Annotated in this window: 22 protein-coding genes and 1 tRNA gene; 13 read left to right on the plus strand and 10 right to left on the minus strand. The window is 60.5% G+C overall.

Going from position 1 to position 13,301, the window contains the following annotated elements:
- Positions 1–2: 2 nt before the first annotated feature.
- From RlegSU303_RS03640 to RlegSU303_RS03655, 4 genes are all read left to right on the plus strand, one after another.
- The gene (locus tag RlegSU303_RS03640; protein WP_131720398.1) at positions 3–1,154 is read left to right on the plus strand and encodes a sialidase family protein; all 1,152 of its coding nucleotides are present in this window, start codon (positions 3–5) and stop codon (positions 1,152–1,154) included.
- Between the two features lie 94 nt (positions 1,155–1,248).
- Positions 1,249–1,812 (plus strand): nutrient deprivation-induced protein, encoded by a 564-nt coding sequence (locus RlegSU303_RS03645; protein ID WP_131720410.1) that lies wholly within the window; start codon positions 1,249–1,251, stop codon positions 1,810–1,812.
- A complete protein-coding gene (locus tag RlegSU303_RS03650; protein ID WP_131624382.1) occupies positions 1,805–2,221 on the plus strand; it encodes a phage holin family protein in 417 nt (138 codons plus the stop codon). The genes RlegSU303_RS03645 and RlegSU303_RS03650 overlap by 8 nt, the downstream gene beginning before the upstream one ends.
- On the plus strand, positions 2,221–3,231 hold the full coding sequence (locus tag RlegSU303_RS03655) for a DUF3618 domain-containing protein (protein WP_131720399.1): 1,011 nt from the start codon (positions 2,221–2,223) through the stop codon (positions 3,229–3,231). Before RlegSU303_RS03650 ends, RlegSU303_RS03655 begins: the two co-directional genes overlap by 1 nt.
- A gap of 162 nt (positions 3,232–3,393) precedes the next feature.
- Here RlegSU303_RS03655 and RlegSU303_RS03660 read toward each other — a convergent pair whose 3' ends face one another.
- Positions 3,394–3,801: a hypothetical protein gene (locus tag RlegSU303_RS03660; RefSeq protein ID WP_131713945.1), complete on the minus strand. Its 408-nt coding sequence runs from the start codon at positions 3,799–3,801 to the stop codon at positions 3,394–3,396.
- Positions 3,802–4,062: 261 nt separating this feature from the next.
- On the opposite strand from RlegSU303_RS03660, the gene RlegSU303_RS03665 reads away from it, so the two are divergent.
- Positions 4,063–4,139: transfer RNA gene (locus RlegSU303_RS03665), tRNA-Pro, on the plus strand.
- A gap of 358 nt (positions 4,140–4,497) precedes the next feature.
- Here RlegSU303_RS03665 and RlegSU303_RS03670 read toward each other — a convergent pair.
- Together RlegSU303_RS03670 and RlegSU303_RS03675 are read right to left on the minus strand one after the other, a co-directional pair.
- Complete coding sequence (locus RlegSU303_RS03670; protein WP_231283467.1) at positions 4,498–4,806, minus strand: c-type cytochrome; 309 nt, start codon at positions 4,804–4,806, stop codon at positions 4,498–4,500.
- Entirely contained in the window at positions 4,803–5,096 is a 294-nt protein-coding gene (locus RlegSU303_RS03675) for a c-type cytochrome (protein WP_231283468.1), read from the minus strand. Before RlegSU303_RS03675 ends, RlegSU303_RS03670 begins: the two co-directional genes overlap by 4 nt.
- 1,318 nt (positions 5,097–6,414) lie before the next feature.
- On the opposite strand from RlegSU303_RS03675, the gene RlegSU303_RS03680 reads away from it, so the two are divergent.
- Together RlegSU303_RS03680 and RlegSU303_RS03685 are read left to right on the plus strand one after the other, a co-directional pair.
- Positions 6,415–6,579 carry a hypothetical protein gene (locus RlegSU303_RS03680; protein ID WP_017959352.1) on the plus strand — a complete coding sequence of 55 codons (165 nt, stop codon included), beginning with the start codon at positions 6,415–6,417 and terminating at the stop codon, positions 6,577–6,579.
- 291 nt (positions 6,580–6,870) lie between these two features.
- Positions 6,871–7,596 (plus strand): Crp/Fnr family transcriptional regulator, encoded by a 726-nt coding sequence (locus tag RlegSU303_RS03685; RefSeq protein WP_131720400.1) that lies wholly within the window; start codon positions 6,871–6,873, stop codon positions 7,594–7,596.
- 1 nt (position 7,597) lies between these two features.
- Here RlegSU303_RS03685 and RlegSU303_RS03690 read toward each other — a convergent pair whose 3' ends face one another.
- Positions 7,598–8,071, minus strand: a complete 474-nt coding sequence (locus RlegSU303_RS03690; RefSeq protein WP_231283469.1) for a DUF6894 family protein — start codon at positions 8,069–8,071, stop codon at positions 7,598–7,600.
- Between RlegSU303_RS03690 and RlegSU303_RS03695 the strand changes: the two genes are divergently transcribed.
- Both RlegSU303_RS03695 and RlegSU303_RS03700 read left to right on the plus strand, forming a co-directional pair.
- On the plus strand, positions 8,058–8,306 hold the full coding sequence (locus RlegSU303_RS03695; protein ID WP_231283470.1) for a hypothetical protein: 249 nt from the start codon (positions 8,058–8,060) through the stop codon (positions 8,304–8,306). The genes RlegSU303_RS03690 and RlegSU303_RS03695 overlap by 14 nt on opposite strands.
- A gap of 161 nt (positions 8,307–8,467) precedes the next feature.
- Entirely contained in the window at positions 8,468–8,713 is a 246-nt protein-coding gene (locus RlegSU303_RS03700; RefSeq protein ID WP_131710347.1) for a hypothetical protein, read from the plus strand.
- 83 nt (positions 8,714–8,796) lie between these two features.
- On the opposite strand, the gene RlegSU303_RS03705 is transcribed toward RlegSU303_RS03700, so the two are convergent.
- Positions 8,797–9,819: a LuxR family transcriptional regulator gene (locus tag RlegSU303_RS03705; RefSeq protein ID WP_131720402.1), complete on the minus strand. Its 1,023-nt coding sequence runs from the start codon at positions 9,817–9,819 to the stop codon at positions 8,797–8,799.
- Between the two features lie 9 nt (positions 9,820–9,828).
- A complete protein-coding gene (locus RlegSU303_RS03710; protein ID WP_131720403.1) occupies positions 9,829–10,017 on the minus strand; it encodes a hypothetical protein in 189 nt (62 codons plus the stop codon).
- Between the two features lie 181 nt (positions 10,018–10,198).
- Here RlegSU303_RS03710 and RlegSU303_RS03715 point away from each other — a divergent pair, with 181 nt between their 5' ends.
- Positions 10,199–10,438, plus strand: a complete 240-nt coding sequence (locus RlegSU303_RS03715) for a DUF982 domain-containing protein (protein ID WP_130666756.1) — start codon at positions 10,199–10,201, stop codon at positions 10,436–10,438.
- A 26-nt stretch (positions 10,439–10,464) separates the two neighbouring features.
- Here the strand turns inward: RlegSU303_RS03715 and RlegSU303_RS03720 are convergent, their stop codons facing one another.
- The 3 genes from RlegSU303_RS03720 to RlegSU303_RS03730 are packed head-to-tail and all read right to left on the minus strand — an operon-like array spanning position 10,465 to position 11,200.
- Positions 10,465–10,689, minus strand: coding sequence for a hypothetical protein (locus RlegSU303_RS03720; RefSeq protein WP_131720404.1), 225 nt, complete (start codon positions 10,687–10,689; stop codon positions 10,465–10,467).
- The gene (locus RlegSU303_RS03725; protein ID WP_131720405.1) at positions 10,686–10,925 is read right to left on the minus strand and encodes a hypothetical protein; all 240 of its coding nucleotides are present in this window, start codon (positions 10,923–10,925) and stop codon (positions 10,686–10,688) included. The genes RlegSU303_RS03720 and RlegSU303_RS03725 overlap by 4 nt, the downstream gene beginning before the upstream one ends.
- Before the next feature lie 11 nt (positions 10,926–10,936).
- A complete protein-coding gene (locus tag RlegSU303_RS03730; protein ID WP_029872768.1) occupies positions 10,937–11,200 on the minus strand; it encodes a hypothetical protein in 264 nt (87 codons plus the stop codon).
- 453 nt (positions 11,201–11,653) lie between these two features.
- On the opposite strand from RlegSU303_RS03730, the gene RlegSU303_RS03735 reads away from it, so the two are divergent.
- Positions 11,654–11,845, plus strand: coding sequence for a hypothetical protein (locus RlegSU303_RS03735; RefSeq protein WP_231283471.1), 192 nt, complete (start codon positions 11,654–11,656; stop codon positions 11,843–11,845).
- A gap of 227 nt (positions 11,846–12,072) precedes the next feature.
- On the opposite strand, the gene RlegSU303_RS03740 is transcribed toward RlegSU303_RS03735, so the two are convergent.
- On the minus strand, positions 12,073–12,720 hold the full coding sequence (locus RlegSU303_RS03740; protein ID WP_131624361.1) for a S24 family peptidase: 648 nt from the start codon (positions 12,718–12,720) through the stop codon (positions 12,073–12,075).
- 142 nt (positions 12,721–12,862) lie between these two features.
- Between RlegSU303_RS03740 and RlegSU303_RS03745 the strand changes: the two genes are divergently transcribed.
- The gene (locus RlegSU303_RS03745) at positions 12,863–13,054 is read left to right on the plus strand and encodes a hypothetical protein (protein WP_131624359.1); all 192 of its coding nucleotides are present in this window, start codon (positions 12,863–12,865) and stop codon (positions 13,052–13,054) included.
- Positions 13,051–13,245 carry a hypothetical protein gene (locus RlegSU303_RS03750; RefSeq protein ID WP_131720406.1) on the plus strand — a complete coding sequence of 65 codons (195 nt, stop codon included), beginning with the start codon at positions 13,051–13,053 and terminating at the stop codon, positions 13,243–13,245. Before RlegSU303_RS03745 ends, RlegSU303_RS03750 begins: the two co-directional genes overlap by 4 nt.
- Positions 13,246–13,301 lie beyond the last annotated feature (56 nt).

Genomic DNA, 13,301 nt, shown 5'->3' on the forward strand with positions numbered 1-13,301 from the left:
CCATGGACACGCAGTTCCGCAATCTTGAAATCTACCGCAGACGCGGCGAGTTCGCAGGCTGGCCGGCAAATTATGGTCTCTGGTCGTGGGGTGACGAAATGGTCGTCGTCTTCGCGCGCGGCAAACTCGGAGCGAAAGGGGAGTTGCACGAATTGGACCGTGATTACCCATTCGTACCCTGGCAGGCACGCAGTCTGGACGGCGGACTGACATGGATGGGCGAGCCGTTCCGCGGCCGCGTGCCGGGTGGGCTCTCGCTTTCGGCCGACGAGCATTTGAACGCCGACCTCAAGGTCCGCCCCCGTCTGTCGGTCCGCGAAGACCTTTGCTCGATTGACGATCCCATAGACTTCCTCGATCTCGAGACGATCGTCATGTGCGCCAGAACCGATGTGCAGGGCGATGCTGTCAGCTGGTTCTATGTCAGCCGGGACCGGTGCCTGACATGGCAGGGTCCGTTTCGTTTCGCCGGTTTGCACCTTCCGATCTCGGCGCGCACCGATATCGTTCCTCTCGGCAGGGACGATGCGCTCTTCATGCTCGGCACGTCCAAAGAGGACGGCGCGGAAGGAAGAGTGTTTTGCGCGCGCACCGTGGATGGCGGGCGAAGCTTCGTCCTTCAATGCTTTGTCGGTCCGGAACCTGAGGGCTATTCGATCATGCCGGCATCGACGGCACTTTCCGGCGGCGCCATCCTGACGCTGACGCGCTGCATGGGCAGAGGCGGTGGCAAGGGTTGGATAGAGGCCTTCACCTCCCGTGACCAAGGGAGGACCTGGACGCCGGAAGGCTGCATCGTCGACAACACGGGCAGCAATGGCAACCCGCCGGCGCTCGGGCGGATCGAAGGCATGCTGCTGCTCGTCTACGGCCACCGTGATCCGCCATTTGGGATCAGGATGCGCATGAGTTTCGATGACGGCCGGACATGGGGCGCCGAGAAGATCATCCGGAGCGACGGCGGCACGGCTGATCTCGGTTATCCGAGACTCGTAAAACGCGGCGATGGATCCTTGCTCGCCGTCTACTACTTCAACGATGGTGACCGGGAGGAGCGTTACATAGCCGCGTCTATTGTCACGCCCGCCAAAGATCAGGAACGCGGAGAAGCCTGGGCCGGTGCTGCTTCGCGCAGTCGCAGTTCTGAGCCATAGCGAAGGCGAACGTCCCACAGCGCGTCCGGGAACAAAGCGGGCCATTCATGGTTTGGGGCTTAGGCAGTTGCCGGCACGAATTGGGAGGTTCGAAATGCAAAACGATTTCACAGATCCGGCGGGGCGGAGCGCGTCCGCGCAGACCCCGTCCTCATCCCCAGGTTCCGGTTCTTCGCCGGGAACGCGCACGTCCATTTCCGATCTGGAAGCGAAGGTGAGCGAGGATGTTTCCGCCGTCAAGGAAACGATCAGGGACGGTGCCGACACCGCCGTCGAGAAAGCCAAGGAAGTCATTTCCGAACGCACCAACTTTGCCGCTCGCCAGGTCGGCGGTGTTGCGATGGCGCTCGAGAAGGCCGGCGCCGAAATGGAAAGCTCCGGTCAGGAAGAAGTCGGACGATACGCCAAGCAAATCGGGCGGAGCGTGCAGACTGTTGCTCGGCGGATGGAAGGCAAGAACATCGGCGAAATCGCCAACATGACCGAAGAGTTCGGGCGCAAACAACCGCTCGCCTTTCTCGGCATCGCCGCACTTGCAGGCCTGGCCGCGAGCCGCTTCCTCACAGCGTCGGCGAAAAGGCAAACAACTGCCGCGTCGCGCGAACCATCAATCGGTCGCTCCGGCCCAGCAACGACCGGAGGCGAGAACAATGGCTAAATCTTCAGAGAACACGCCCCTCTCCGAACTGGTCAGTGGCCTGGTTAGTGATGTCACGGGCCTGCTCCGCAAGGAAATCGATCTTGCCAAGACGGAGGCTTCGGAAAAACTTTCGCAGGCGCTCAGCGGCGTGGAGATCCTCCTATTCGGATTGGTCCTCGCAATCGGGGCGGTCGGCGTCCTGCTGAGTGCCCTTGTCGGCGGTCTCGCGGCCTTTCTCGTGACACAGGGATTTAGCGAAACCACGGCCAGTGCGCTCGCCTCGCTTATCGTCGGCATCATCATTGCCGGCATCGCGTGGGCATTGGTCTCCCGAGGCCTCGCCGCACTTCGCGGGAGCAACATGACTCTGGATCGAACTGCGGCCTCGCTTCGCCGCGACGTTGATGTTGTGAAGGACAAAATCTGATGGAAAATCCAATGGAGAAAACATCGGCCGAGCTTCAGCGGGAGATCGACCAGGACCGCCGCCGCATCGGCGACCGGATTGACGCTATCCAGGAACGGATGTCGCCAGGCCAGCTGATCGATGAGGTGATTGCCTACGCCAAGGGAAGCGGCGGCGCAGAATATGTCAGCAATCTTGGCCACGCCCTCAAGGCGAACCCTCTGCCGGTCGCGCTGATGGGCGTGAGCCTAGCCTGGCTCATGGCAAAAGGCAGCCCGTCATCAGGCGACACGGCGACCTGGAGGGAGGAACCTGAATACCCGCTTTATCCGGCGACTGGCCCGGTCCGCAGGATTGGCCCGCCGGCAATGGAAAACGGAGCGCGTTACAGCCATTTTGCCGACGAATCCGGCAAGAGGTTGAAAGCGTTGACTGACGAAACAGGGGGGCGTGCCGGCCATTTCATGGACGAGGCAGGCAAGACCTATCGCGGCTTCGCCGACGCTAGCGGAAAACAGATCAGTCAGATCACCGACGAGACTGGTGCAATGCTCGACGCGGCAACCGGCTGGGCGGCGGAGAAATGGGAGCAGGCGAAAAACGCCGCGAGCGACCTGACCGCCCGTGCGTCTGGCGCGGCGAGCTCGCTTTCGAGCCGATCCTCTTCGGCGGCGACCAGTCTTCAGGAGCAAACGAGCAAGCTCAACGAGGCGATCCTCATCCATTTCCGCGACCAGCCGCTGGTTGGCGGAGCTCTGGCTTTCGCGGTCGGAGCGGCGATCGGCGCGGCGCTGCCGCACACCGACACCGAGGATGAATTGGTCGGGGAAGCCGCAGATAGCGCGAAAGACACCCTCAGCCATCAGGCGCAGGACGCCGTCGCGCAGGGTAAAGAGGTAGCGTCGGAGGTCTATCAAAAGGCCGTGGATGTTGCGTCCGATGCTCATGATGCCGTCAAGGAACGCGTGGTGGATGAAGCCGAAACTTTCATAAATCGCAAGGACGGCTTAGGCGGAACCGATCGGCCGTAAAGGATCTAAACCGATCGGTTCTGGGCAAGGCTCCGGGCCAAAAGAGGCGCAGGGCTGACCCAGTCGGCTTCGATGAAATGAATGAACCGGCGCGGTCACCTGCCAAAACAAAAACAGGCGGCATCCGGGCCGCCTGTTTCCGCATTGCGGACAAACCGTCCGTTACTTCTGTTCGGGCGCCAGGAACTCTGCGCAATAGGACGGGCCGTTGACGCCGGGGATGTCGGCGACGGTGCGGATGTCGCGGATCGTGTAATCGGAGTTGGTGGTGATTTCGGCCTGGCAGCGCAGATAGGCGGTGCGGGCCGATGCGATCTGCTTGCCGCGCTTGCCATCGGCGCCTTCGGCATATTTCGCCGGAATGCGCACGGTCTTGTAGCCGCCGCGCCAGGTATAGACGGTGCTCGAGCCTTGCTCGCTGTCGCTGATCGGCGGCCCGTAGGCGGCAAAGAAGATGCCGGCCGATTTGCCGACCCAGCGGGCCTCGATCGGATTGCCGGCGGAAGGAATGGTCGTGCATCCGGCAAGCGCAATTGCAAGCCCGGCCGCGGTCATGGTGCGGAAATTCATCGTGTCGTCCCTGATCTCAAGCGCATTGGCTGCGAAGCCGCCGTCGCAGCGGTTTCGCCTGTCCCGTCTGCCCTTTAGCGCGGAACCTGGCAAAAGAAAATTGCTCCTGAGAGACTTCCGTTCGATTTGCGAGAGGTGTGGCTTTTTGCTGCAGCCGCATGACCCCAAACCTGTCACAACCCCGTCAAAATTTCCGCCGGCTTTTTAGAATTTGGTGCTTGTGCAACCAGATAGGCTGTTCTATAGAAGCGCCGCTGGTCACGGAGTGTAGCGCAGTCTGGTAGCGCACCACGTTCGGGACGTGGGGGTCGAGTGTTCGAATCACTCCACTCCGACCAGCTAGAAACCCCGCTCCGGCGGGGTTTTTCGTTTGTGTCGCTGCTATGCCGATTTTTGCCCGGCAACGATTGATCATCTCTTGCAACCAGCTCTACCCGTAGTGAATGCCGCGCCAACATTGGCTTGGTGATCCGGGTGGTGATGACATAGGTCTTCTCCAGCGTCTCCAGGGAAGTCAGCAGGCTTTTTCGGACCTATGTAGCAATTGCCACAAAGGTCACGCAGTGCAATCAGAGCGGTTGTTAAGCAGGCGACTTATTGCTTGTCCTCACCGGCTCAAGAGAGCAAAATGCTGGCTCCGCCGCGGAACTCTATTTCGGCGGCCCTATTCGGTGGATCGCCGACGCGAACTGATCTTCAGAGGCCGGCAAGATAGTGAGCCATGGCAGCGATGTCGTCGGCCGGCAAATTGCGCACCAAGGCCGTCATGCGGGGCATGTTCGGGCGCTTGTTATCGTGAAAGTCGGAGAGGATTTTGATCAGGTAGTCCAGCTTCTGATTTGCGACGCGCGGAGTGTTGGCGTATCCGACGAAACCCTCCCGGTGGCACGAGGTGCACTTCTTCTCGACGTCGAGCGCATGGAAGCGGGTAATGCTCGCTGCGTCGGCCGGCTCGCGGTAGGCGGGCCAGGGCAGTGCGGAGAAGTAGGCCGCAAGCGCCTTCATGTCGTCGTCGAAAGATTCTTCGCGATCCGGCCCATGAGGTCGTCGGTGCGCGCTCCATTGCGATATTCCTGCAAAGCTATCAGCAAAGAGGACTCGTGCTGGCCGGCGATGATCGGCGTGTTCTTAACAGTCGGCAGACCTTTCCTACCGTGACACATCTGGCAAAGCTTGGCCTTGTGGGAGATTGCCGCCGGCGGTGGCGCAGCATTGTTCTGCGCTCTAGCCGGCAGCGGACCGAGGGCCACGAGAGCGGCGATGACGAACGGAGCGAGCGCGCTGCTGCAGGGCATGCGAGGCCTCCAGATCGGGGCTTGTGATGCTGATCTTATCAGGAGATGCAACCACTGGCGAGCGGACCCCGTCGCCTTCATCCGATTATCGCTGCGTTTTTATGAGTTCACGCCCTGGTTGACTTGGAGTCTTGTGGCATTTGCTACATAAGTCCGGGCTTTTGCGGACATGACCAGCCGCAAAAGTCTGAATATGCGGGAGGTCCACCAACGAAAGGCTGGACCGTGACCTTGCTCCAACTCGTCTGTCTCATGATTGCCTTATCCTACGTCGTCGCCGTCAGCGCGCTGGCGGGCGGGCATTGACTCGCTGCCATGGCGCCACACTCCAAATTGCGAATTTTGCGGACGTGAAAAATTTGCCGCCGCGCCGGTCTATCCACCCAGGTCGGCGACGGCCGGGTAGGGCCATGGAATGGAACTAACCCCGGCCAGCGCCGTTGTACGCGAGGGAGTCCCACTATGAGCAACGCCCGTCAGGCGCAAACGAGATGGTGATGGTACTCCCAGGAGAACGCACATGGATCTCACAACCCTTCTCATCATCGTTGTGATACTTCTTTTACTAGGCGGCGGCGGCTGGTACGGCCGGGGACGCTGGTATTAAACGACGGTCGACGTGGCACATCACTGGGTTGACGAGCGCTCCGGCTAACTGAGCGCGGCGGGACGGCGCCATTGGCATTGGCCGCCAGTTCAGGCTGCCCTCTCAGTGTCTTCATCATGAAGTTCCCCCGACGCCGTCATGGCCAATTTGAACCCAGTAACGGACGGCGTCCTCGCCAATTTCCTCCATGCCTTCGGTGAGAACGGACATGAGCTGTATACGGCGGTCCGGTCGCAGGAACGACAGTCCGCGTGCAATTGCCTCACGCCACGACTGGCCGCGTTCCCACGCCTCGCAATGCCATGCTTTCTTGGTTATAATTTTTCTGCAGAAAAGTTATAACCAGCGGCGTGGCTGAACGGGGAGCGGCGTACCGGCTCCGTGTGGCGCAGAACGTGCGTGTGACATCATCGCCAAACCCTGCCCGCGTCCCTGACCGTCCTCGGGCGTTGCGCGCCGCGTATCAAAAAGGAGCCCCGCCGAAACGGGGCAAATGGGAACGGACGGATCGCACAGGAAGAAAGAGTTGGCGTACGGCCCCGTCACAAGAGGGGGCACCTGTGCGATCCTTGTGACCTAACCCATAGATAGTCGGAAAAGTTCCCGTGCGGTTCCGCACCAAGCGCCCCGCGCCGGAAGGATGGCTGACGGCACCTTGTTTCATTCGAATAAGAGCACATCTCGATGGAGTGAGCGCCGTCAGGAAAACAAATGGCTTACGAGCCTGATATGGCTATCGTCTTCGATAGCGCGACAAAGGCGGTGATCGTCAGTTTCCGCGGAGTCACGGTCTATCTGCCAGGTCCTTATGCTGACCGAAAGGCGGCCGTCCTGACCGCCGAAGCGCATTGCCGCCGGCTTGGCTGGCGAGATTGATTGCGACTTATATCAACGATCCACAAAAGGCAGATATCTATATTGGCAATCGCTCGTCCTTTCGCAACGCGCGCGCATGCCGAGGCAAAATGTGCTAAGGTCTTTGGCAGGTATCGAAAGATCGTTACCGATTTCTCGTCGCTGGTTGTCAACAATTTCAGCGGCTTATGTGCGGTTTTGTCATAAACGCACAGTTCCTTGGGACCTATGGTCAAACCAACGACCGTCCCTTAGTTTTTCACCAACTCACAGGCGTTTGGTTTGACATCCAAGCTCCTATGCGGAGCCGCTATGGCTGACATCGACCAATCGACTGTCGAAAACACTCTGCTGAAAATATTGAGCACGGACCGCTTCGCACGCCTCTCAGAAGGGATGGAGCGTGTCGACCTGCCATTACGGCACGTTCTTGTTGCCAGCGACGTCCCAACCACGCATGTCTGCTTCTTGGAAAGAGGCCTGGCATCCATGGTTGTCAGCAGCATAGACGAAGAGGTGGTGGAAATTGGCCATATCGGGCGCGAAGGCGCATCCGGCATGCATGTCGTCCTGGCGGTAGAGACCACCCCCACGCGCACCTTCATGCAAGTCGCAGGGTCGGGAATTATGGTGCCGATGGAGACGTTTCAGCGCGCACTCGCCGATGATCCTGAGATGAAAGCGTTCTTCCTTCGCTATGTTCACACAACCGTGCTGCAACTCGCCTATTCGGCGCTCGCCAACGCCCGCTATAATATGCACGAACGGCTGGCTCGGTGGATCCTGATGTGCCACGATCGCCTTGAAGGCAACAACCTGGCCATTACCCATGAATTTCTGGCGTTGATGCTCGGCGTCCGGCGTTCCGGCGTCACCAATGAACTGCACGTCCTTGAGGGCGTCCACGCGATCCGATCGACCCGCGGAAACGTGCGAATAATGGACAGGGAAAAATTGATCGAAATTGCCGGTGGCTGCTATGGAGTGCCGGAGCGCGAATATGAAAAGCTGCTGGGTCTTCCGCTCCGCGCCAGGTAGATCAGCCCATTCGGTTAATCGCTTCCGAAAAGGGCAACACGAGCAGGATATCGCCTGTTTCGTTTCTGATCTCGACGCTTCTTGACGCAATGTCATATCCAAGCAGCACGGCACTGCTCATCAATGCGCGAGCATCACACACCGCTTCCATGCGAGCGGCATCCAGATCAGCAAGCTCGGTTCCTTCCCAGTCGTCGAGCGATCCTGCTTCAGACAGAATGTTGAAGTAGAAGCGTGGCATTCGAAATCCTTCAAAGCCCAGCAGGATAAGTCGCTTATTTTGCCGTTCAGCAGGGTTCAAATCAACAGCCTTGGGCATGGCTTTCGTCATCGCTGCCGATGCCCTTACGGCCACTGTGCGCAACCGCACTGATAGTTGGCGGCGAGGAGCCAATGGATTAAATTTTAGCACGAGCTTAAATTCAAGATTAACCCGGAGCGGCGTGACGTAGGAGGATGATATGATCGATTTCAATCTCTCGCTCCGGACGAAAGACGTGAACGTGCTTACGGAGGCTATTCGGACCTGGTACCGGCATAATCGCGTCACGCCGACGGAACGAGCAACGCAATTGCTCTGCAGCGCGGCTGCCGATCTTTATAGCCAAGGGCACAGGACGCCGGAGGAACAGGCTACGCTGCTGATCACGAGGTTTGATAGCCCCTATTCGCTGCAGGTCAACGCAGCGACGTCCACTGCTCATCACTAAAGCATGTCGCGCAAAAGTGTGCTGCGGTTTTGCGATAACGACATGCGTAAAAACAAAGACCTAAAGCGCAAGGAGCGAATCTGAAAGATTGCGACACGCTTTAGCGATCGGTTTCATCCCTTGGCGGACCGTAGGCGCTCTCGGATTTTGGAGGCATCGAAATGCTTCAGTCCCTCATTACATTGTCCGATCAAGACATCGAAGTCGTCATCACTGCGGTTGGGCAGTGGTGTACAAAGAACCACTGTGAGATCGATAGCAACGAAGGCCGCCGCGCCCTGACCCTTGCCATCGATCTCGTTCAGAACTCCGCCCGGGATAGGCTCCTCCAGAACTTGACGGAGCGCCTTGGCCCCCGGTCGGGTCAGATGGACGCGGAAAGCTCCGGCCTAGCTAGCCAGCAATGAGTGCCTCAGATGAATATCGGGGCGGGACATCATTGAGCCGACGCGTAGCAATCGTAGCGCGGCCGAGACGCCGGCGCTTGAGGCTATTGGCTCGGAGCCCCGGCGCTCAACAGCGCCCGGACCAATGCTACCTGGCTGCGGACGCCGGTTTTGTCGAAGATGCGCCGTAGCTGGGTGCGCAACGTGTTGACACTGACCCCGAGCAGACCGGCGGCGGCGGCAAGGTCATGGCCATCGACGATCAGGCGCGCGAGCCGGGTCTGCGCCGGCGAGAGGCCGAAGACCTCCCGCGCGCTCGCGATCCGGCGCACCAGCGTCTCGGCGTCGTCGAAGGAGACCAGCGCCTTGCCGTCCTCGAGCAGAACCCAGCAGTGGAGCGGAATCCCCGCCGCGTCCTCGCCGAGCACCACCGACCAGGCCTGCTTCGGCGCGATGTTCAGCGGTCGCTGGCTCTGCAGCTCGCGGAACGCCAGCCGCACCGCCTCGCGCAGCGCAGGGTCGCGTTCGCGCTGCCTGGCACGCAGGCGGCCGGCGGCGGCGACCAGCCCGGGATGGCCATGCATCCGTTCCCGCGCCAACCGGTTCGTCCAGAGAATCCTCGCATCCGCGTCGACCTCGATCAGCGGGCAGCTCGCCTCCTCGACGCTGCTCTCCATCATCACCATGCAGCCGATCTTCCAGGCGCCGTCGATCCGGTGGAGGATCCGGAGCTGGCGCTTGCGATCCTCGCCGGTGTCGCTGCCGATCTGATCGAAGGTCATCCAGGCCATGTTGCCGTCGACGACGATGTTGACCTTTTCCCAGCGGACGCGCTCCGAAAAGGCGTGTTTCTCCGGGAATCGCTCGACGATCTTCTTGATTCGCGTGGCGATCGGGTCCCAGCCTTCGTCGACCCGGACGCCGAGCGAGGCGAAGTATTCCATCCGCCGGGTCTGCGGCGACTGCACCCAGTGGCTTGCCAGCGCCTCGAAGTCTCGCTGCAGCCAGGCCTCGGTTTCGGCGCGGATCACTGCCATGATCGCCGCCCGATCAGCCTCGCCGTCGTCCATCTCGCGGTCCCCCGTGACAACGGATCGCAGCATAGCATGATCGCTCTGTCGGAGCATGGCGGCACCTCATGCCTGGATGACGCCGGCCAGAAGCAGCGCTGCGCCGGCGGTGGTTGCGATCAGCCCGAGGAGCCGAAGCCTCAGGCGCGGCAGGGTGATCTGATTTCGGTAGTATCGGTCCTCGACCGAAGCACCCATTTGCGTCGGGCGGCGGCGGTTTGGCATATGCGCGGCGACGAGACTCTGAAGGTCCATTGTGTTGCCTCCCGGTTCGGGCTTCATCTGCCGCATCCTCGCACGCATCCGAGCCGGGCTCTGTCATGCAGGCGGAGGACATCGGGCTCGGCGCCCGGCTGGCGAACGAAGAATCATCTCAACCGGAACGAGTCCCGCAGTGATTCGTTGAGTCGCGTGTCCAGTGTGAGGGGGCGGCGCCATGAGCAGGCGACGAAGGTTCAAGCCGGTGAAGATCACCATCAATGGGAAGACCAGAACCGTCTACAATGTCGTGCAGGCCGGCAACACTTTGCTGAATGACTGGCCCGAGCAGACGCCGGCGGCCAAGGTGGCCGAACGGCTTGTGCTTGATGTGTTCAATGATGCGGCCGGGCCGGAGCAGGTGCGGCGGGCATTCATTACTGCGGCGAAGGCCAGCGACATCAAGTTCAGTTCCTGACCGGCGGTGTTGGCAACAGCCCGGGCTCACTTCCATGACACGCGCTCCTGGTATCGCAGATCCCGGGTTTTGAACTGCGTCTCCATCCAGGCGGCCGAGACGATCGCCGCGAGGAAGCCGAAAGTGAGGCAGGCGATGGCCTGGGTTCGCCACGAGATGAAAGTTACCGGCGCCGGGGTGACGGGCTTTTCTGCGCATTCGCCGGGCGGGCAGGCGCAGCCGGAAAAGGCTTTGATCAGGCAATCGCTCACGCTGCACCGCCTTTCACCGTGTCGATGGCGGCCAGGATCTTCTGGTGAAGCGGGCAGCCGTGATCGTCGCTGCCATCGAAAAAGCGTTCGGCCTCCACCAGCGCCTTCATCAGATCGGGCGCTCCGGCCGTGAAGCGGGCGTTGGCGCGGGTCTTTTCGGTTGCTCCGGCCCGCCGGGCGGCAGGAAGGGAAGGGCTCGCGGTCGATGGCTCTGGTGCGGGATTGGCGGCAGACATCTCCGTTCCCCTCAGGCGTAGAATTGATCGTTATTGGCAATGCCCATGATCTCGCGGGCATAACGGTAATGCTCCTCGACGGAAGCCGCCGCCCCGCGAAGCCAGGACGGGCCGCGGATCGAATGTTCGGGGCGGCGGAGGAACGCGAAGCCGAGCGCGCCCATGCGCTGGGCCTCGATCGCCATATAGGCGCGGCAGTCGCCGATCGTCTGCGCGCCATTCCAGCGGGCATCCCGCCTGCTTTCCTCGGTCTCGATTTTGCGAATGTGCTGCATCGCCTTGTCCTCTCGCGCCTCTGATCGGCTTATGAGAGAAAGGTATTAATAATACCCGATTGCGTCAACTGTGAAAGGTATAAAAAATACCTCAGAGATTGACGGGGTACGAATCATAGGCGTATGTCTGTCGCCAGTGATTGGGCGACCGGGTGCAACTCCCGAGCTGACGAAGCCCAGCGGCGCGGGAAGCGAAAGTCCTTAAGTGCGCTGTCAGAAAATCAGGACGAGGGCGAAGCGAATGGCCCCTCTGGCACGTGTCCCATCCCGGCTCCGGCCTTCAGGACTTGGCCAATGCTCTCCCGGCTTCATGGGCTTTGCTCATGGGGTAGGGGGAAGCTTTGGCCGGAACCCTCCCTCACCAGCCTTCAGGAACCTTCTCCTCCCAAGCCTAAGAGAGAGGATAGAGAACTGAAATTGGAGTATGAAGCTAAGAGAAAAAGGAGGCCGGCCATGCGCAACGAAATCGAAATCACCGACGAGGTGATCGAGGCGGGCCTGGGATCACCGAATTTACGATCCATGGGAGGAGACGCTGCCGAAGGACATGTTCCCCGCAGCCATCCGTTCCATCCTGGTGGCGGTGTCGAGAGTGGTGCGCGAACGGCATCCCGAGCTTCCGCAATTTGTGGTTTCAGAGGATGAATCCTCCCGATACCCCTCCTGATCCCGGCTGGGGATCGGCGAGCTCAGGAGCGAAATCCTACAGGCCGTACATCTCGCGCGCGGCGCTGTACGCCAGGAGCAACACCGCTAGTGTGACGATATAGAACCAGATTCGGCCAGCGCGTGAGGAAGGGCGTATCATCCTGTTTTCCCTGTTGAAATGTAATTGATTCGCGGCATTATTTCCGAGCCTTGCGCTCTCATCCCTACATCTCGATGATCGATCGGCGGACGCGGCCGACGATGGTGACGGCGCCCTGGAATTCCGGCGGCGGCACGTCCTCGTAGGAGGCCGGCTGGAAGGGCGGGTCGTCGTTCGGGCGATAGCGCTTGTAGGTTGCGGCCCCGGTTTCGTCGGCGACGACATAGAGCGCGTTCGGCGCCAGGCGCTTGTCGCGCAGATTGACGAAGATGATCGAGCCCGGCGGCGAGATCTTGTTCATCGAATTGCCCTCGACCTCGAGCGCGATCCATTCGCCATCGGGCAGATCGAGGGCGGCGACCGTCGGGAATTCCGAAAAATCGGTGATCGGCGCCTGCTCGCTCAGCTGGCCGGCGCTGACCCAGGAGATTTTCGGCACATCGGCGACGGAGGCGGGCAGCTCATCCGGATCGAGCGCATTGCCGGTTCCGAACTGCAGCCAGTTGAGATTGACCTTGAAAGCGCGGGCATACTTCTTCGCATCGGCAATGCCGAAGCCGTTGCGGCCGGATTCATGCGCCTTGTAGACATTCGCATTCCAGCCGAACTGATCGACGATCGCCTTCGGGCCGGCAAAGCCCGCATTCTTCCGGGCCATGACGAGGCGCTTTGCGCGTTCTTCGCGCTCAAATTGTTCCTGATCTTTCAACATGATATAAAAAATACCCTAAATTAAGGTACATGTCATGCCCTAATGTGCTTGACATTACGGGTATTAATTATACCCTAATCGCCATGGCAAACAGAGACATCATCAACAACCACAAAGCTTTTCTGGCTGCGGAGACGGCGCCATGAGGTTCACCATATCAGCCGAAGAGCGGCTCGCCATGGACGTCATGCCGACCGGCGTCGTCATTCACCGGCCGCAAGGGCCAAGGGGAGGGCGGATGTCGGTGATATCAGTTCGCAACGAGGATATCCCCTTCCTCGCCAAGGCGCTGCAGCAGGTGCTGAACGCCAACCGGGAGGTGGAATCGATATGACCATCTCCGCCCTGACTGCCGCCCGCTACACCGGCTGCCCGAACTGCGGCAAGGCGCTGTCGATCGCTGAAGTGATCGAGCGCCACTGCGAGAATTGCGGTCGGTCGACCAGCCCGGAAGACATGCGGGAAACGATGATCCCGCCCGGCGCTCTGCCGATCTCCGACCCCGATAGCCCAGCCCCTCCCTGACGGCTATCGGTGGCTGGCGTCGTCGCCCTCCCTCGGCGACGCCAGCATCCCCGGGC

The organism is Rhizobium sp. SU303 (genome assembly GCF_021052345.1).
Lineage (GTDB): Bacteria > Pseudomonadota > Alphaproteobacteria > Rhizobiales > Rhizobiaceae > Rhizobium > Rhizobium laguerreae.